15 protein-coding genes, 24 tRNA genes, 1 rRNA gene, 1 pseudogene and 1 other annotated feature are annotated in these 17321 nt (G+C 40.4%); of the genes and pseudogenes, 38 read left to right on the top strand and 3 right to left on the bottom strand.

All coding sequences use genetic code 11. The features are described from left to right. Window positions 1–5 precede the first annotated feature (5 nt). Window positions 6–215 (top strand): heavy-metal-associated domain-containing protein, encoded by a 210-nt coding sequence (locus tag J5J05_RS10830; RefSeq protein ID WP_208560680.1) that lies wholly within the window; start codon window positions 6–8, stop codon window positions 213–215. Window positions 216–306: 91 nt separating this feature from the next. Here the strand turns inward: J5J05_RS10830 and J5J05_RS10825 are convergent, their stop codons facing one another. The 3 genes from J5J05_RS10825 to J5J05_RS10815 all read right to left on the bottom strand — a co-directional run bounded on the left by J5J05_RS10825 (window position 307) and on the right by J5J05_RS10815 (window position 3364). After that, entirely contained in the window at window positions 307–1188 is an 882-nt protein-coding gene (locus J5J05_RS10825) for a glycine betaine ABC transporter substrate-binding protein (protein WP_244244723.1), read from the bottom strand. A 129-nt stretch (window positions 1189–1317) separates the two neighbouring features. Beyond that, entirely contained in the window at window positions 1318–2166 is an 849-nt protein-coding gene (locus J5J05_RS10820; protein WP_208560679.1) for an ABC transporter permease, read from the bottom strand. Then, a complete protein-coding gene (locus J5J05_RS10815; RefSeq protein ID WP_208560678.1) occupies window positions 2156–3364 on the bottom strand; it encodes a quaternary amine ABC transporter ATP-binding protein in 1209 nt (402 codons plus the stop codon). Before J5J05_RS10815 ends, J5J05_RS10820 begins: the two co-directional genes overlap by 11 nt. Window positions 3365–4028: 664 nt before the next feature. Between J5J05_RS10815 and J5J05_RS10810 the strand changes: the two genes are divergently transcribed. The 37 genes and pseudogenes from J5J05_RS10810 (at window position 4029) to J5J05_RS10630 (ending at window position 17179) form a co-directional block, all read left to right on the top strand. Beyond that, complete coding sequence (locus tag J5J05_RS10810) at window positions 4029–4520, top strand: GNAT family N-acetyltransferase (protein WP_208560677.1); 492 nt, start codon at window positions 4029–4031, stop codon at window positions 4518–4520. Between the two features lie 15 nt (window positions 4521–4535). Further along, entirely contained in the window at window positions 4536–5105 is a 570-nt protein-coding gene (locus tag J5J05_RS10805; RefSeq protein WP_341868522.1) for a DNA-3-methyladenine glycosylase I, read from the top strand. Between the two features lie 147 nt (window positions 5106–5252). After that, the gene (locus tag J5J05_RS10800) at window positions 5253–5456 is read left to right on the top strand and encodes a DUF1659 domain-containing protein (protein WP_208560676.1); all 204 of its coding nucleotides are present in this window, start codon (window positions 5253–5255) and stop codon (window positions 5454–5456) included. A gap of 56 nt (window positions 5457–5512) precedes the next feature. After that, complete coding sequence (locus tag J5J05_RS10795; RefSeq protein WP_208560675.1) at window positions 5513–5737, top strand: DUF2922 domain-containing protein; 225 nt, start codon at window positions 5513–5515, stop codon at window positions 5735–5737. Window positions 5738–5823: 86 nt separating this feature from the next. Continuing rightward, window positions 5824–6060: pseudogene (yidD, locus tag J5J05_RS12815) on the top strand (membrane protein insertion efficiency factor YidD); the annotation flags it as partial. A 615-nt stretch (window positions 6061–6675) separates the two neighbouring features. Next, entirely contained in the window at window positions 6676–7002 is a 327-nt protein-coding gene (locus tag J5J05_RS10785) for a hypothetical protein (RefSeq protein ID WP_208560674.1), read from the top strand. A gap of 114 nt (window positions 7003–7116) precedes the next feature. Beyond that, window positions 7117–8778 carry a M20/M25/M40 family metallo-hydrolase gene (locus tag J5J05_RS10780; protein ID WP_208560673.1) on the top strand — a complete coding sequence of 554 codons (1662 nt, stop codon included), beginning with the start codon at window positions 7117–7119 and terminating at the stop codon, window positions 8776–8778. A gap of 122 nt (window positions 8779–8900) precedes the next feature. Further along, the gene (locus tag J5J05_RS10775; protein WP_208560672.1) at window positions 8901–9599 is read left to right on the top strand and encodes a response regulator transcription factor; all 699 of its coding nucleotides are present in this window, start codon (window positions 8901–8903) and stop codon (window positions 9597–9599) included. A 42-nt stretch (window positions 9600–9641) separates the two neighbouring features. Then, window positions 9642–10772, top strand: a complete 1131-nt coding sequence (locus J5J05_RS10770) for a sensor histidine kinase (RefSeq protein WP_208560671.1) — start codon at window positions 9642–9644, stop codon at window positions 10770–10772. A 252-nt stretch (window positions 10773–11024) separates the two neighbouring features. Beyond that, a complete protein-coding gene (locus tag J5J05_RS10765) occupies window positions 11025–12359 on the top strand; it encodes a serine hydrolase (RefSeq protein ID WP_244244722.1) in 1335 nt (444 codons plus the stop codon). 59 nt (window positions 12360–12418) lie between these two features. Further along, window positions 12419–12644 (top strand) — a binding site (T-box leader). Window positions 12645–12711: 67 nt separating this feature from the next. Then, entirely contained in the window at window positions 12712–13989 is a 1278-nt protein-coding gene (gene serS, locus J5J05_RS10760; RefSeq protein ID WP_208560670.1) for a serine--tRNA ligase, read from the top strand. A gap of 84 nt (window positions 13990–14073) precedes the next feature. After that, window positions 14074–14610, top strand: a complete 537-nt coding sequence (msrA, locus tag J5J05_RS10755; RefSeq protein WP_208560669.1) for a peptide-methionine (S)-S-oxide reductase MsrA — start codon at window positions 14074–14076, stop codon at window positions 14608–14610. Between the two features lie 165 nt (window positions 14611–14775). Beyond that, window positions 14776–14891, top strand: a 5S ribosomal RNA gene (gene rrf / locus J5J05_RS10750). A 17-nt stretch (window positions 14892–14908) separates the two neighbouring features. Then, window positions 14909–14981, top strand: a tRNA-Val gene (locus J5J05_RS10745). Between the two features lie 9 nt (window positions 14982–14990). Continuing rightward, window positions 14991–15063: transfer RNA gene (locus J5J05_RS10740), tRNA-Lys, on the top strand. Window positions 15064–15097: 34 nt separating this feature from the next. Next, a tRNA-Leu gene (locus J5J05_RS10735) sits at window positions 15098–15179 on the top strand. Window positions 15180–15201: 22 nt separating this feature from the next. Beyond that, window positions 15202–15274, top strand: a tRNA-Thr gene (locus J5J05_RS10730). 4 nt (window positions 15275–15278) lie between these two features. Beyond that, window positions 15279–15350: transfer RNA gene (locus tag J5J05_RS10725), tRNA-Gly, on the top strand. Between the two features lie 48 nt (window positions 15351–15398). Beyond that, a tRNA-Leu gene (locus tag J5J05_RS10720) sits at window positions 15399–15484 on the top strand. A gap of 12 nt (window positions 15485–15496) precedes the next feature. Next, window positions 15497–15570 (top strand) — tRNA-Arg (locus tag J5J05_RS10715). Window positions 15571–15595: 25 nt separating this feature from the next. Then, window positions 15596–15669 (top strand) — tRNA-Pro (locus J5J05_RS10710). A 29-nt stretch (window positions 15670–15698) separates the two neighbouring features. Beyond that, a tRNA-Met gene (locus J5J05_RS10705) sits at window positions 15699–15772 on the top strand. Window positions 15773–15837: 65 nt separating this feature from the next. Beyond that, window positions 15838–15910: transfer RNA gene (locus tag J5J05_RS10700), tRNA-Met, on the top strand. A gap of 18 nt (window positions 15911–15928) precedes the next feature. Next, window positions 15929–16001 (top strand) — tRNA-Asp (locus J5J05_RS10695). A gap of 10 nt (window positions 16002–16011) precedes the next feature. Continuing rightward, a tRNA-Gly gene (locus J5J05_RS10690) sits at window positions 16012–16082 on the top strand. Window positions 16083–16091: 9 nt separating this feature from the next. Next, window positions 16092–16165 (top strand) — tRNA-Ile (locus J5J05_RS10685). A 22-nt stretch (window positions 16166–16187) separates the two neighbouring features. After that, window positions 16188–16259 (top strand) — tRNA-Glu (locus tag J5J05_RS10680). Window positions 16260–16288: 29 nt separating this feature from the next. Then, a tRNA-Ser gene (locus J5J05_RS10675) sits at window positions 16289–16378 on the top strand. 10 nt (window positions 16379–16388) lie between these two features. Further along, window positions 16389–16461: transfer RNA gene (locus tag J5J05_RS10670), tRNA-Met, on the top strand. A 21-nt stretch (window positions 16462–16482) separates the two neighbouring features. Continuing rightward, window positions 16483–16555 (top strand) — tRNA-Asp (locus J5J05_RS10665). A gap of 15 nt (window positions 16556–16570) precedes the next feature. Beyond that, window positions 16571–16643 (top strand) — tRNA-Phe (locus J5J05_RS10660). Between the two features lie 2 nt (window positions 16644–16645). After that, window positions 16646–16726: transfer RNA gene (locus J5J05_RS10655), tRNA-Tyr, on the top strand. A gap of 5 nt (window positions 16727–16731) precedes the next feature. Further along, a tRNA-Trp gene (locus J5J05_RS10650) sits at window positions 16732–16802 on the top strand. A gap of 20 nt (window positions 16803–16822) precedes the next feature. Continuing rightward, window positions 16823–16895, top strand: a tRNA-His gene (locus J5J05_RS10645). Window positions 16896–16905: 10 nt separating this feature from the next. After that, window positions 16906–16978 (top strand) — tRNA-Gln (locus tag J5J05_RS10640). Window positions 16979–16999: 21 nt separating this feature from the next. Beyond that, window positions 17000–17070: transfer RNA gene (locus J5J05_RS10635), tRNA-Cys, on the top strand. A 25-nt stretch (window positions 17071–17095) separates the two neighbouring features. After that, window positions 17096–17179, top strand: a tRNA-Leu gene (locus tag J5J05_RS10630). The last annotated feature ends 142 nt before the right edge of the window (window positions 17180–17321 follow it).

The following is a 17321-nucleotide window of genomic DNA, read 5'->3' as shown; positions in this document are numbered from 1 at the left end:
AAGTAATGAAACAACAACTAACGATTAAAGGTATGAAGTGTGAAGGCTGTGTAAATAACGTCCAGCAGAATCTAGCTTCAATCAGTACAGTAGAAAAGGTATCAGTTGATTTAGACAATCAAACAGCGGATGTCGATAGTTTGACGGGCATAACGGAAGAGGAAGCCCAAGAAGCATTGGCAGCAACTGCTTATCAAGTGACGGCTATCCAGTAAACAGCAGTAAAATTTGGAATAAATAAAAAAGGACAGGTGTGCTCGTAAGAGCATTCCTGTCCTTTTGAATGAATCGGTATCAGAAGAAAGATTATTCTTCTGATACACCAGCAGTCCATTCGTCTACTTTATCTTGGTTTGCATCTATCCAGTTACGCGCAGCTTCTTTAGGATCTGTACCTTCAGAAATCTCTAGCATAACAGCTTCCATGTCTTCTACAGTCCAGTTGAAATTCTCAAGAACTTCGTGGGCTTCAGGCATATCTTCTGCTAATCCTTCACGGGCAAAAGTATCGATGGTTTCTGCATCTCCGAAGACACCTTCTGGATCGTCAAGATATTTAAGATCATAAGTCTGGAATTTCCAGTGAGGAGACCATCCAGTCACAACGAAGTCTTCTTCTTTTTCATAAGCTTGTCCTAGTGTAGTAACCATTGCACCAGAAGAAGAAGGTTGTAATGTCCAGTCAGATAAGTTTTCGTAAGTTCCTAATGCTTCTTCAGTAGCAGTCATGACACCTGCACCAGCTTCAATACCCGTAATCGTTTGACCAGCTTGATCTGTTAGGTCAGCGATTGAGTCAGCTTCCATATATTCTGGAACTACAAGACCGACTTTTGCGCCTTCAAGATTTGTTCCGATATGATCTAAGCTATCGCCATATTTTTCGAATTGAGAAGCATGTGTATTTGGTAACCATCCAGCAACCATAGCATCAGCTTCGTCGTTAGCAACAGCTTCCCACATAATTGCGTTATCGAGAGGTGTTAAAGTCGTTTCATAACCAAGGTCTTCAAATACTTCGCCTACTACGTGAGTAGAAGCAACTTCTGAGTCCCAGTTAACATAAGCAAGTGTGATTTCTTTAGATTCAGAGCCGCCATCTGCTGAGTCACCGTTTCCGCAAGCTGCCAAGAATAATGCTGAGGCAGAAGCCGCAGTAAGTCCTAATTTTTTCCATGTGAATGTCAAAATAAATCTCTCCTTCTTTTTTTTATCGTCTTATTTATAAGCAAGACGAAGAATAAACAGTTTAAAAGTGATACGATTGTAAAAAAATAGAGTAGATCGTATCAAACTACTCTATTTCTAGTACTTAAATTATTTCTTCTTATTAAATCCTTGCATGATTCTATCTAAGATGATAGCTAAAACAACGAGTGCTAATCCAGAAACAAATCCTGGTCCTACTTGTGCACGTTGCAAGGCGTTGATTACACGTTCACCTAAACCTGGAGCACCGATCATAGAAGCGATAACCACCATTGATAGTGCTAGAAGTACAGTCTGGTTAATACCAGCCATCATTGTAGCTTTTGCTAATGGTAATTCAACTTTGAACAAACGTTGTGAGCCAGTACTACCGAATGATTCCGCAGCTTCAACCATTTCGTCAGAAACCTGGCGAATACCTAAGTTCGTAAAACGAACAGTTGGTGGTAAAGCGAAAATTACGGCTGAAAATACACCGGGTACCATACCAATTCCAAAGAATGCTACAGCTGGAATCAAGTAAACGAATGCTGGCATTGTCTGCATGAAATCTAATACAGGGGTTAAAATAACATTTGCGATTTCACTTTTAGCCATTAGGATACCTGCTGGAACACCAATCAATATTGAGACTAAACTGGCAACGATCACGAGTGTAAATGTATACATTAGTGGTTCCCATAGTCCTTGGTTTTGAATATACAGCAAGCCGATCAGTGTAAAGATAGGCAAACCGATTTTTCTTGTCGCTAGATAAGCTAAGGCGACCATAATAAGAATAAATACAAGTGGCGGAATCAGAATCAGTAAGTCTGTTACTGTATTCATGAAAGTCGTACCACCATCTTGAATTGCGCCGAAAAGCCATGCTAAGTTTATCGTCAACCAGTCTATGACGTTTGAAATCCAATCGGAAACGGGTAGACGTGGGATGTTGTCTAAAATACTATTCTCCATCAATTGTTACCTCCTCGCGTTCTTTAGCAAGCGCACCGATGACAAGTCCACGAACAACGATGCCGTGTAAACGGTCGTTATCGTCAACAACTGCAACTGGTGTGGTTGCTTCATGAATCACATCATACAATTCATGGATCAATGTTTCTTTTGAAACTTTAGGGATATCTGTACGGATAATCGATTCTAATGAATTGATATTTTCTTTAACTAGACGAGCCGCATCATCTGCTACAACGTAACCAAGTAATCTTTGGTTTTCGCCGACAACAAGTAAGCTTGATAAGCTCTCTGTCTTCATACGATTCAAAGCAACACGTGGTCCACTTTGGCCTAAACGAACCGTTTGAGGGCGAACCATAATGTTCTCAGCCGTTAAGACTTTCGAACGGTCGACGTCTTCTACGAATCGTTCTACATATTCGTTTGCAGGGTTTGTTAGGATTTCTTCACCTGTACCAACCTGTACGACTTCTCCGTCTTTCATGATCGCAATGCGATCACCGATACGTAATGATTCATTTAAATCATGGGTGATAAAGATAATCGTTTTGTGCATTGATTCTTGCATATCCAGCAATTCATCTTGCATATCGCGACGAATCAGTGGATCTAGTGCGGAGAACGCCTCATCCATTAATAAGATTTCTGGATCGTTTGCTAGTGCTCGAGCAAGCCCGACACGTTGTTGCATACCACCGGATAATTGGTTAGGCAGTTGATCTTTATATGGAAGAAGTCCAGCATTATCAAGTGCTTTTTCAGCTTTAGACTGACGTTCTTCTTTATCAACACCTTGTACCTCTAAGCCGTATTCTGTATTTTCAAGAATTGTGCGGTGAGGGAACAAACCGAAGTTCTGGAAGACCATTGATATTTTTTCACGTCTCACATTACGTAACGCTTTCTTATCCATTTTAGAAATGTCTTCACCGTCAATCAGGATATTACCTTCAGTTGGTTCAATCAATCGGTTTAACATACGAACCAATGTAGATTTCCCACTACCGGAAAGTCCCATAATAACGAAGATTTCTCCTTCGTTAACTTCAAAGCTGGCTTGGTTTACACCAACAGTCGCACCAGTCTTTTCTAATATTTCATCTTTAGCTTTCCCTTGGTGAACGAGCTCTAAAGCTTGTTGCTCTTTCTTACCAAAAATCTTAATTAGATTTTGAATTTCTACTTTTGTATTCAAGAAATCATTACCTCCTCTATAGTATTGTGCTTTCTTGATATAGTGATTTATTTCTCGCAACGTTCATTAGAATAAAAGGCGCTGTTTACATAACATCAAAACGATGCCTTTTTTCGCACATGTATAATCGTAACAAACGAAAGCGAGCGTGTAAAACAATCTAAGCTGTTTCATAGACGCTCTTGTAAATGTTAACGTTTCACTATACTGAAACCAAAGCTTTCTAATAATATGATTAGAATTCGTTTTAATGTGTTGCGAATGTAATATCATTGTAACCTAAGCTTTTGATGAAATCACGCAATAAGAATCGAGCAAATTATACGAATTCGAGATTTTGAACTATTTAAATAACAAGTGTTAAAAGCTTTATTTAAAGGTTTTTTGCAATAATGACTAGAGATGAAAGGATACTGAAAAGCATTTTATCGTATCTGTATGAGAATACAATCCTAATTTGAATTGTTAAGATTATTGCAGAAAAAATGATAAAAAAATAAATGTTTTCTGATAAACTATTTCAGAATTCAGTCATTTATTAGTTATATTTTTGTGAAACATTTTGGTGGTTCAACGACCTTCTTGAGTCTTTGATGGAGAGAAGTTGACTTTTTATGAAGAGTAATGAAAAATAGAACCACAAAGTATGGAAGAGGGAGAAGTCATGTCAGAACAATTGTTTACGATACGCACACATGAGCTAGGTGATATGGGGTGGATTACTTATCGTCATGCGATGACGGTAGCCCAAGATTATGGTTGGGGAGAAGCTTTCGAAGGTGTAGTTGGAGAAATTGCTGCTCAATTTTTAAAGCAGTATAATCCTGCTAAAGAGCGTTGCTTTATTGCGGAGCGAGAGGGGAAGATGTTGGGATGTGTCTTTGTGGTAGATGCTGGTGAAGGTTCAGCGAAATTACGGTTGTTGTTCGTAGAACCAGAAGCAAGAGGGCTTGGTCTAGCTAAATATTTAGTAGATGAAGTGATTCAGTTTTCACAAAAAGCGGGCTATGAAAAGATTTTACTTTGGACGATGCAGATGCTAACGTCAGCCCGACATGTTTATAAGCAGGCGGGATTTGAAATAATTGAAGAAGAAACCAATAAAGAATTTGGCGAGGATCTAGTATCCGAAACATGGGCACTGTCACTGAAATAACGAGAAGGAGATGTTATGATGAAGCGTTGCGCGTGGGTTACAGAAGAACCATTATATATTGATTATCATGATCTAGAATGGGGCAAACCTTTATACGACGATCAGCGTTTGTTTGAGATGTTGTGCCTTGAAGGTGCGCAAGCAGGTCTGAGTTGGTGGACGATTCTGCAAAGAAGAGAAGGATATCGTAGAGCTTTTGCCGACTTTGATCCAGCAAAGATTGTACAATTTGATGAAGATACGGTCCAAGCGCTTATGCAGAATGAAGAGATTATTCGAAATCAACTCAAAATCAGAAGTGTTCTAACCAATGCACGGGCCTACTTGAAGATCCTTGAATCTGGACAGTCATTTTCTGATTATATTTGGCAGTTCGTAGATCATCAGCAAGTGGTCAATCACTGGGACAAACCTGGTGAAGTACCAGCTACTACTGAAATCAGTACGCAAATGAGTAAACAGCTGAAGAAAGATGGCTTCAAGTTTGTTGGTCCGACAATTTGCTACGCCTACATGCAAGCAGTAGGCATGGTCAATGACCACTTGACGACGTGCGACTGTTATGAAGCGTGTATCCAAAAATAATGATGAAAGTATCTATTCACTAGTATAGATACTTTTTTTGTTATTGGGGTAACACATTTTGAGTAGGTTTCGTTATTAAGAGTGTAAGCAGTGATCACAACTTACAATGGACAAAATGCTAGAAAACAATTGGAGGAGGAAATCAATATGCAAAAGAAATGGGTAGATAGTAAAGTGGATGTTTACTTGAACGATAGTGAAAATGACCGTTCTGTTCGTCAACGTTTTAACGGCGTCGTAGAAGCACCAACTGTTGAACAGATAGCAGCGTTTATCGGCGCAATCGATAGTGTTAGTGCGTTACCGACAACCCAAGGAATCGTCGTTGAGCAGTATAGTTATACTGTTTAATGAGTGAATAAAAACAACCAATACTATTGTGGAAAATTTATTAGGAGGTATGTAGGATGACAACGAAATTAGAGTTGCAGTTTGAAACAGGAGAAGGAAAAAATCAAACAATCGGAATTAACCAACCTGTTATGAACTTAAGTGCCGCATCAGTTAGTGAGGCTATGGAAACGATTGCTAAACAACATCTTTTTGAAAAAAAGGGTGTTAAATTATTCAACAAAGTAAAAGGTGCTCGATATGTAACGAGAACAGTAGATAATATTTTTGAAGCCGAATAATCTATTAACTATGAGAAGAGTCTAGATGACTCTTCTCTTTTTTATTCGTTTTGGTATAATAAGACCAGTTTTAAAGGGAGAGGGGAATGGCCTTGAAGTTACTTGTACTAGGGTTTGTAAAAGCTTATCAGAAATTGATTTCTCCATTATTTCCAGCAACTTGTCGATATTACCCGACCTGTTCAAACTATGCTGTTCAGGCGATTGAAATGCATGGTGCGTTCAAAGGTAGTGCAATGTCGATTGCAAGAATCATTCGCTGTAATCCTTTCGTTTCCGGAGGTGTCGACAAAGTCCCGGATCACTTTATGCTCCATAGAAACCCTGATACAATCAATCACATTTATCTCGGAGACGGTATGACTATTGATCCAAACGATGAAATAGTCGAATCAGACGAATTGAATCGCACGATCGCACGTGTTGAACCAAAGATGGTTATAAAAGATGAACCACTAGATGCTGTAGCGGAACTCAAGGAAATAGTGGATATCTCAGAGCGATCAATTGAGGTGTTACCAGATGCTTATATGGCAATGAATCAGAGAGAACTGCTTAGTAGAAGGTTTTATTCCTCAGAAGAAACCTTACTCGAACAACGCGATTTTCATTTCTATCACATTATTAAAAATAGTAAAAGTGAAGCGTACTTTGCACATGTCCATCCAAGTCCAATCCATAAAGATTATCAAAGTGGATGTGCTGTGTGTTGTTTCCTGGATCAGAACACTGGTTATATAGAGACAAACAGTCCTTTACTAGAAGAGACGTTTAAAAAAGCAAGAGGAATCAGCCAGAAAGACTTGAAAGAAAGAAACGCGCTATTGCTAGACTATCTTCTTTTTCTTGAAAGTACACCACATGATTCACATTAAACGTGCTTTAATCGATACAAAAAAGCTATATAATGAAGAAACGTAGATAGAAGGAGTCCAACAATGAAAGAAAACGAAAAAATTGTTCAATCTGTAGAAGCTTACCGAACGCCAGCCTTTAGCGGTAAAGCACTAGCTAAATCCATTTTGACACTTGGATTTAAGAAACCTAAACACTTATCAGAACCCGCCTTACTCTATGTTTTTGAGTATTCATCAAGTGAAGCGGTCAGGTTATCTACGGAAACAATGTCAGGAGAGCGCGAAGAAGTAGCCTTGTTACGGGTCACGCAAGAAGATTTCCGAGAACAGGTGCTCGAAAAACAATCTGTCGCTTTCGATGGCTATATTTATCATTTTGATTTAGATACGATTTTATATAAAGTGTAGTGAAAGGCACACGTATAGTACGTGTGCTTTTTTCATGAAGGCCGATAGTATTGCTTTATTATGAAGGTCAATCTATACTAAGTTTGAAAAGACGCTGATGTGGAGGAAAAAATCATGAATATAACAATGAAACCCGAACGAATTGAAGAAATCACTGTCATGTTGACAAGACAAAGAAGTGTAACGGAAACGATAGAAGAACAACTCGTCACAGAGAAAGTTTCGCATTTTTTTCAAGAGCTAGATTATTTTAAAGAACACCCGGAAGACTTGATGACGATACCTGCGCCAAACGATCCGTGGAATAGAAAAAGTGTAATCTCTATCTTGCGAGGAAAAAAGGAACCTCAAAATAATAAAGCAGTCATTTTAATTGGTCACACTGATACGGTGGGGATTTCGGATTTCGGTGATTTAAAAGATTTTGCGCATCTACCATATGAGATTACGGAGAAACTGCGTGAACGAAAAGATCAGCTTCCAGAAGAAGTCCAAATCGATTTGGATTCTGGAGATTATTTGTTCGGTCGTGGTATTTTTGACATGAAAGCTGGTAATGCCATTATCATGACGTTGATGGAGGAAATTGAAAAAGATTTGGAAAATTTCTCCGGAACGATTATTTATTGTGCCGTATGTGATGAAGAAGCAAATTCAGTTGGGATGCGCTCATGTGTGCCGGAACTAGTTAGATTAAGAGAAGAAAATGCTTTTGAGTACACAGCGCTAATCAATACTGATTACATGACTTCTGAGTTCCCGGGAGACGAGAATAAATACGTGTATGTAGGTACGGTGGGTAAACTCATGCCTTCATTTTACGTTGTAGGGAAAGAGACGCATGTAGGAGAGGCCTTCAAAGGACTTGATCCGAATCAACTTGTAGCAGAACTAACGAAACGAATCAATTTGAATACTGATTTATGTGATATCGTCGAAGGGGAAGTCACGCTTCCACCAATGAGCTTGAAGCAACAAGATTTAAAACCGGAATACTCTGTACAAACAGCCAAAACAGCACATGCCTTTTACAACTTCGCAACCCATTATTCGACACCGGATATGGTACTGGAAACAATGCGTGACGTAGCTACGGCAGCATTTGATGCAGTGTTGGAGGACGTAAATACGCAATATGAAAAGTATAGCAAGTTGTCGAAACGCACGTTTGAGCCTTTGCCGTTTAAAACGAAAGTGATGACGTATAGTGAATTATATAGAGTTGTTCGTGACGAAAGAGGCCCGGAATTGGATGAGCAATTTGAAAAAGCTCGTCAAAAATGGCTTATTGACGAAACGATCGATGACCGGGATTACGCATTAAAAGAAGTCGAATGGCTGCAGACAATGTGGACGAACCAAGAACCGGTCATACTGATTTATTTTACACCGCCTTACTATCCGCATATTTATGTGGAAGGGAAGACGAAACAAGAAAATGCATTACTTGAAGCCGTGAAGAAAGCTGTGGATACAACAGAAACAGATTATCAATTGGTCTATAAAAAGTTCTTCCCATATATATCAGACTTAAGTTATGCGGCGGCGCCTAGAGAAGCAAATGCAGTGGATGCATTAAAACTTAACATGCCAGGATTTGGTGTGAAATACTCTCTACCGCTTGAAGAAATGCAGCAATTGCAGCTACCAGTAGTAGACATTGGTCCTTTTGGGAAAGATTCTCATAAGTTTACAGAACGACTAGAAAAAAACTACAGCTTTAATATTGCGCCTGTACTCGTGCAGAAAACAGTATTTAATCTCCTAAATTCATAAAGGATAAAGCACTTTTCTTTAAAGAAAGGTGCTTTTTTTCTATCAATTTAAGGAAAAGTTTACGAACTATCCTAGGGTTCCATGATAAAATGTAAAAGAATGAAACTGAAGGGGGCAGAAAGATGAGAGTATTAATTGCTGATGATGATAAGGAAATTTGTGACTTACTGGAAATTTATGTGAAGAATGAAGGATTTGAAGTTGAAAAAGCGCATGATGGACAGGAAACACTTGAAAAACTATATGATCAAGAAATCGATTGTGTCGTGTTAGATGTCATGATGCCGAAAAAAACAGGGTTAGAAGTCGTGAAGGAAATTAGAGAAACGTCCCAGTTACCCATATTGATGTTGAGTGCAAAGACAGCAGATGTCGATAAAATTAGAGGACTTGCAAACGGAGCAGATGATTATGTCGTCAAACCATTCAATCCTTTAGAAGTTGTTGCAAGAATCAAGTCTTTAATGAGAAGAAGTGCCTATACGAACCGAGAAGCAGAAGCTGGGGAACTAGAAATCGGACCGCTTATCATTCGCAAAGATCAACATCAAGTTGAAACAGTAGATGGCACATTGATTCAGTTGACGGCATTAGAGTTTGGAATTCTTTTCTTACTAGCGAGTAATCCGAACCGCGTATTCAGCGCAGATGAAATCTTTGAACGCGTTTGGAAGCAAGAAAGTCTTGTGCCAGCTAAAACGGTGATGGTCCATGTGAGCCATCTGAGAGATAAAATTGAAAAAGCAACAGGCGGCGAGAATGTCGTTAAGACAGTATGGGGCGTAGGGTACAAAATTGAAGAAAAACAAAGTTTCGAGTAACAGAAATCTAAAGATGAATAGATAAATGAACGGAGTAAATCAATGAAACTAACAATGAGAGAACGACTTCGATTGCTGATTGAGGCGTTCATCACTGCAGGCATCATTCTCCTTTGCTACTTGGCTGCTTATGAAATACTCGGTTGGTTTATAGAAGCTTTTCCGAATATTTTTGAAGATCTCTGGTTAGTGGAAGAAGTCTACATGCAGGATCAGCCACAGGGATTCTGGGGATTGACACCTTTTGTCTTTTTCTTATTGATTCTTGTAGCTTTAGGCGCTATTTATTGGAGACTGAAAAGAAGGTATAAACAATATGAACTGCGACATATCATCGATGAACTACACTATATTGCACAAGGGAATTATACGCACAAAATCCGAGGCAATTACAGCGGGGGAATCGGGAAAGTTGTAGAGAGTATCCATGTGCTAGTAGATTCAACGGTAGAAGCAATGGAAGAAGAGCGTAGAATCGAGCAATCGAAAGATGAATTGATCACAAATGTCAGTCATGATATTCGAACACCCTTAACTTCTATTATTGGCTACTTAGGGTTAATAGAAGAAGGAAGGTTCGACTCAACGGAAGATATGCAAAAATACGTACATACGGCGTATAAAAAAGCAAAGCAAATGAAAGTACTCGTTGATGATTTGTTTGAATACACAAAAGTAAGACAAACAACGACACCACTACAACTCGTTACCTTTGATATGGTGCAACTTGTCGAACAACTGGCCATTGATTTCGAATTAGAGGCGAAAAGTCACAACATGGAAGTGATCGTCAAATCTAACGTTGAACGACTAATGATGACGGCTGATACAGAAAAGCTAGTCAGAGTCTTTAATAACCTTATTTCCAATGCTTTGAAATACGGGAAAGGTGGCAGCATGATTGAAGTTGAAGTCAATGAGCATGGTGAAAAAGCGTCGATATCGGTAAAAAATGACGGCGAACCGCTGCCGAAAGAAGCCGTTAATCAGATTTTTGAACGATTTTATCGTGCTGAAACATCAAGATCTCAAGAAACTGCAGGAACAGGTTTGGGATTAGCGATTGCACAGAGCATTATAGAACTTCACGGAGGAACGATCACGGCACAGTCCAATAAAAAATGGACAAGCTTTGATATTCAATTACCCTTGAAGCAACAGGTCAGTCATTAATTAGAGACAAATAAATAAAATCGCTAATAAACATATTCTTATAAGGATATGTTTGTTTCATGAAAAAAGTTGAAAAATAGATTGTCTTTTTTATGAAGCAATAGAAAAATAGTTGTTTTTTATAAAGCGACAGAGTACCATAAAGAAGGTTGAAAAATTGAGAACAATTAGCATAATAAGCCCACCAGAATATTTTCAACCATATAAAATAAACAGATGCTTAGGGCATCATTTAGGAGAACGTATTAGCTTATGAAATCAATGAAACAGTCAGTAGAAAAAATCGTCCTTTCAGGATTAACAGCAAGTCTATTAATGCCAGTTCTTTCAAGTGCAAACCAAGTAGTGCATGCTGCGCCGCAAGCACCGGGAATCAATGCAGAAGCTGCCTTAGTGGTCGATTTTGATACGAATCAAGTGTTGCTAAATCAAAATGCCGATGGTCAAAGAGGTATTGCATCAATGACAAAGATGCTTGTGGAATACATATTATTCCAAGAGATAGAAGCAGGGAATGTCAATTGGGATACTGAAACAACCATTAGTGAGTACGCTCACCGTATAAGTCAAAACTATGAATTATCCAATGTTCCGTTGAGACAAGGTGAAAACTATACAATAGAAGAATTATACCAAGCAATGGCCATATACTCTGCTAATGGAGCAACGATTGCCATTGCAGAACAGCTTGCAGGCTCGGAACCTGAGCTAGTCGACCGTATGCGTGAACTTATAGAGTCATGGGGCGTTACAGAGTTTGAGTTATATAATGCTACGGGATTGAGTAATAGCTATTTAGAAGAAAATATCTACCCTGGAAGTACAGCTGAAAATGAAAATATTATGTCAGCTAGAGGGATTGCGACTGTAGCCTCTCATTTATTGAAAGACTATCCAGAAGTATTGAACACATCAAGTATACCAAGTATGGTATTTAGAGAAGGTACGTCAGATGCGATTCAAATGAGTAATTGGAATTGGATGTTAAAAGGACTGATTCATGAACGTCCGAACGTAGACGGTTTGAAAACAGGCACAACGCCTTTTGCAGGTGCAACTTTTACGGGGACAGCAGAACAAGATGGTCGTAGAATCATTACAGTCGTTATGGGTGCTGGAGATGGTGTGGAAAATCGTGCACAACGATTTGACGAAACCGAGAAATTGATGGACTATGGATTCGATAAGTGGACTGCTACGACGATCATGGAAGAAAATACGGTGCTTGAAGACGTTGAGCCGCTAACGGTTCGTAATGGAGAAGTGGATCAAGTAGATATGATGACAGCAGCATCAGCGGATTATATACTTCCGGAAGGTGTGTCTGAAGATGATGTTGAATGGACCTTTGTTCCAGATGAAGAAGTAATTGGACAGGACAGTACCTTAGAAGCACCAGTCGAAAAAGGACAAAGTGTTGGTACGCTGACGCTATCTTACGAAGGTGATGATTTAGGGTTCTTAGATGGTAGTGATCACCAGACGATCCCAGTCGTAACGTCAAAAGCTGTAGAACGAGCTGGATTCTTCTCTGTTGCTGGCACATGGATAAGTGAGTTCTTTAGTGGACTGATGAATCGCTTCTAAACTTATAGAGAAACGTATTGATTTAATGTAGTAAGTGAAGTAAAATAAATCCATATTATAGACGAACGTTAAAGTATGAACTAGTAAGAGGAACGAAGGTCAAGAGAGTCAGTGGTTGGTGAGAACTGATCCTTCGCAATCTGAATCCATCATATGAGTAAATAACGATTGCAGAACTTCTTTCTGTTTAAGTTATTTCGGTAGAGCCCGTTAACACTCATAGAGAGCAGAGGTATTTTCTCTGAATCAGGGTGGCACCGCGAAAAGCAGTCTTTCGTCCCTTCGTAATTGAAGGGGTGAAGACTGCTTTTTTTGACCCTTCATCACTAAATAATAGAAAAGAGGAAAGTAAATGTTAGATATCAAATTAATTCGTAACCAATTTGAAGTAGTTAAACAAAAGCTTGAAACAAAAGGTGTAAACCCTCAAGAGTTGATTCAATTGAAAGAATTGGATGAAAAAAGAAGAGAGCATATTCAAGAATCTGAACGCTTGAAAAAGACTCGTAATGAGGTATCTGATGAAATCGCCACGAAGAAAAGAAACAAAGAGAACGCTGATGAAGCCATTGCTTCAATGCAAAAAGTCGGAACAGCGATTAAACAAATCGATAAAGAATTGGAAGAAATTGAAGATCAATTTCATGATATTGCAGCTGGTTTACCAAATCTACCACATGAGTCTTTACCGATCGGTGCAGATGAAGAAGCCAATCTAGAAGTTCGTCGATGGGGAAATGTTGAAGAGCAACCAGCTTTTGAAATGAAACCCCATTGGGAAATAGGAACAGATTTAGATATCTTAGACTTTGAAAGAGGCGCTAAAGTTGCGAAAAGTCGGTTCCTTTACTACAAAGGATTAGGTGCGAGGCTAGAAAGAGCACTTTACAATTTCATGTTGGATATTCATACAGAAGAACACGGGTACCATGAAATGATTCCGCCTTATTTAGTTAATGCAGATTCTTTATATGGAACAGGACAGTTTCCCAAATTTAAAGAAGATGTATTCCAGATTCAAGATACAGATTTAACACTCATTCCGACGGCTGAAGTCCCGTTGACGAACTATTACCGAGATGAAATATTGGAAGAAAAAGATCTGCCTAAATACTTCACGGCATTATCTCCATCATTCCGTTCTGAAGCAGGGAGTGCAGGACGTGATACTAGAGGGTTGATTCGTTTACACCAGTTTAACAAGGTAGAAATGGTCAAATTTGCTAAACCGGAAGAGTCTTATGATGAACTGGAAAAAATGACAGCAAATGCTGAAGCTATTTTACAGAAACTGAATCTTCCATATAGAGTTGTTTTATTATCAACAGGAGATACAGGATTTGCAGCGGCGAAAACATATGACCTTGAAGTATGGATTCCTGCGCAGGATACGTATAGAGAGATTAGTTCTTGTTCTAACACAGAAGCTTTCCAAGCTAGAAGAGCTAAAATTCGTTATAGAAGAGAAGCGGATAACAAAATCGATTTTGTTCATACATTAAATGGATCTGGTTTAGCAATCGGCAGAACCGTCGCAGCGATTTTAGAAAACTATCAGCAAGAAGATGGAACGGTGAAAGTTCCAGAAGTATTGGTTCCTTATATGGGTGGCATCACTGAAATCAAATAATGCTGTTCGATAAGTTGTTTCGATTAAGTAGAACGAGGTATTGATGTTATAATAGGTTTTACACAACCAATTAGGAGGGGAACCATGACGGATAAAAAATTTGAAACGGCAATTTTTGCAGGCGGATGCTTCTGGTGTATGGTCAAACCTTTTGACTCATTGCCAGGGATAGAAAAAGTGACATCTGGTTATACTGGTGGGACAGTTGAGAATCCAACATATAGACAGGTGACGTCTGGAACAACAGGCCATACTGAAGCTGTAGAAATCGTGTATGATCCTTCGAAAATTTCCTATGAAGAATTAGTAGAAATTTATTGGCAGCAAACTGACCCAACGGACGCTGGTGGACAGTTCGCTGACCGCGGAGATTCGTATAGACCGGTTATCTTCTATAATACCGATCAACAAAAAGAAGTAGCAGAAGCTTCTAAACAAGCTTTGAATGAAAGTGGACGCTTTGATCGACCAGTTGTAACGACGATTGAGCAGGCGCATCCATTTTATGAAGCGGAAGATTATCATCAAGATTTCTATAAAAAAGAAAATGCGCACTACAAGCGATACAGTAAAGGTTCAGGAAGAGTCGATTTTATCGAGCAGAACTGGTCCGGAGAATAAGCTTTGTGGCAAGGAATAATAAAGATGAGATGTCGGGAGAAAGTATCCCGGCATTTTCTTTTTTTAAAAAAATTCAGTAAAGTTATTGACAAAATTGTATTCTCATTGTATTATATAAAAGTTGCTGCTAATTGATTATCTCTTTTAGCAACAATACGAAAACTGTATAGCGGTTATGGCGAGAAGGATCCACCTGTTTCCATTTCGAACACAGAAGTTAAGCTTCTCAGCGCCGAGGATAGTGAGGGGTTTCTCCTTGTGAAAGCAGGACGTCGTTATGCAGTAATCGTATATCTCAGGAGGTTTAGCTCAGTTGGGAGAGCATCTGCCTTACAAGCAGAGGGTCAGCGGTTCGAGCCCGTTAACCTCCATGTTTTACAGAGCCATTAGCTCAGTTGGTAGAGCATCTGACTTTTAATCAGAGGGTCGCTGGTTCGAGCCCAGCATGGCTCATTGTATAGCGATATACAAATATAAATGACTTAACGCGGATGTGGCGGAATTGGCAGACGCACTAGATTTAGGATCTAGCGCTTCACGGCGTGGGGGTTCAAGTCCCTCCATCCGCATAGTTCATTTTTGAAAATTAAAGCCGGCTTAGCTCAGTTGGTAGAGCAACTGATTTGTAATCAGTAGGTCGAGGGTTCAAATCCTTTAGCCGGCATTTTGCGAAAGTAGTTCAGTGGTAGAACATCACCTTGCCAAGGTGGGGGTCGCGGGTTCGAATCCCGTCTTTCGCTTGGTTATAGATAAAGCGAATGCATATTTACTTAGTCTTAATGGCCTTTGCCGGGGTGGCGGAACTGGTAGACGCACAGGACTTAAAATCCTGCGGTGAGTTTTCACCGTGCCGGTTCGATTCCGGCCCTCGGCATTTGAAACATTCGCACCCTTAGCTCAATTGGATAGAGTACCTGACTACGAATCAGGCGGTTAGAGGTTCGACTCCTCTAGGGTGCATTTCCGAAAGGAAAGTAGTAAAGTACGGGAAGTAGCTCAGCTTGGTAGAGCACTTGGTTTGGGACCAAGGGGTCGCAGGTTCGAATCCTGTCTTCCCGATTTTCTAAAAAAGATAGCCATCTAATCATGGCGGTGTAGCTCAGCTGGCTAGAGCGTACGGTTCATACCCGTGAGGTCGTGGGTTCGACTCCCTCCGCCGCTATCATCTTTTTATAGAAGGTCATTCATTTAATTCAATCGTATTCAGTTATGATTTTCTATTATTATCGCGGGGTAGAGCAGTTGGCAGCTCGTCGGGCTCATAACCCGGAGGTCACAGGTTCGAGTCCTGTCCCCGCAATCTAAACAATTATAGCGAGGTCCCGTAGTGTAGCGGTTATCACGCCTGCCTGTCACGCAGGAGATCGCGGGTTCGAATCCCGTCGGGACCGTTAGCATTATGCGGGTGTAGTTTAGTGGTAAAACCACAGCCTTCCAAGCTGTCGTCGCGAGTTCGATTCTCGTCACCCGCTTTTTGTTTAGGGCCTATAGCTCAGCTGGTTAGAGCGCACGCCTGATAAGCGTGAGGTCGGTGGTTCGAGTCCACTTAGGCCCATTGTTCCACCTAATACTTAACCGGCCCCTTGGTCAAGCGGTTAAGACACCGCCCTTTCACGGCGGTAACACGGGTTCGAATCCCGTAGGGGTCATTAGTAGGAAACTACTATCATATATTTTTGGAGGATTACCCAAGTCCGGCTTAAGGGAACGGTCTTGAAAACCGTCAGGCGTGTAAAAACGCGCGTGGGTTCGAATCCCACATCCTCCTTATTAATGATCGCGGGGTAGAGCAGTTGGCAGCTCGTCGGGCTCATAACCCGGAGGTCACAGGTTCGAGTCCTGTCCCCGCAATTGAAAAAAGAATAACTATATGGTCCCGTAGTGTAGCGGTTATCACGCCTGCCTGTCACGCAGGAGATCGCGGGTTCGAATCCCGTCGGGACCGTAGTAACATTTCCAAGGCGCAGTAGCTCAGTTGGTAGAGCAACGGATTGAAGCTCCGTGTGTCGGCAGTTCGACTCTGTCCTGCGCCATTGGAGGGATAGCGAAGTGGCTAAACGCGGCGGACTGTAAATCCGCTCCTTCGGGTTCGTAGGTTCGAATCCTACTCCCTCCATTACTAGGGGTATAGTTTAACGGTAGAACTATGGTCTCCAAAACCATCAATGTGGGTTCGATTCCTACTACCCCTGTGTTTCAATTTAATATTATGGCGATTGTGGCGAAGTGGTTAACGCACCGGGTTGTGGTCTCGGCATTCGTGGGTTCGATCCCCATCAGTCGCCCTTTGTTTTTTGGGCTATAGCCAAGCGGTAAGGCAGCGGGTTTTGATCCCGTCATTCCCCAGGTTCGAATCCTGGTAGCCCAGTTTCATACCAAATGAATAAATGGCGGTATAGCCAAGTGGTAAGGCAGAGGTCTGCAAAACCTTCATCACCGGTTCAAATCCGGTTACCGCCTTGTCTTAAATTAACGATATTAACAGGCCGGCGTGGCGGAATTGGTAGACGCGCTGGACTCAAAATCCAGTGCCCGTTAGGGCGTGCCGGTTCGACTCCGGCCGCCGGTATTGAAAAAGAAAAAAACTTTTTCAAAAAGGTTGTTGACACTTAGTCGACAGCATGGTATGATGTACTAGTTGCTGCTAAAGCAGTAAACAAACGAAACACCAAGTTATAAAGAGTAGATCTTTGAAAACTGAACAAAGTAAA

Source organism: Marinilactibacillus kalidii (genome assembly GCF_017599325.1).
Taxonomy (GTDB): domain Bacteria; phylum Bacillota; class Bacilli; order Lactobacillales; family Carnobacteriaceae_A; genus Marinilactibacillus; species Marinilactibacillus kalidii.
The sequence above is the reverse complement of the archived record's forward strand: the minus strand, read 5'-3'. Positions and strand labels throughout refer to the sequence as shown.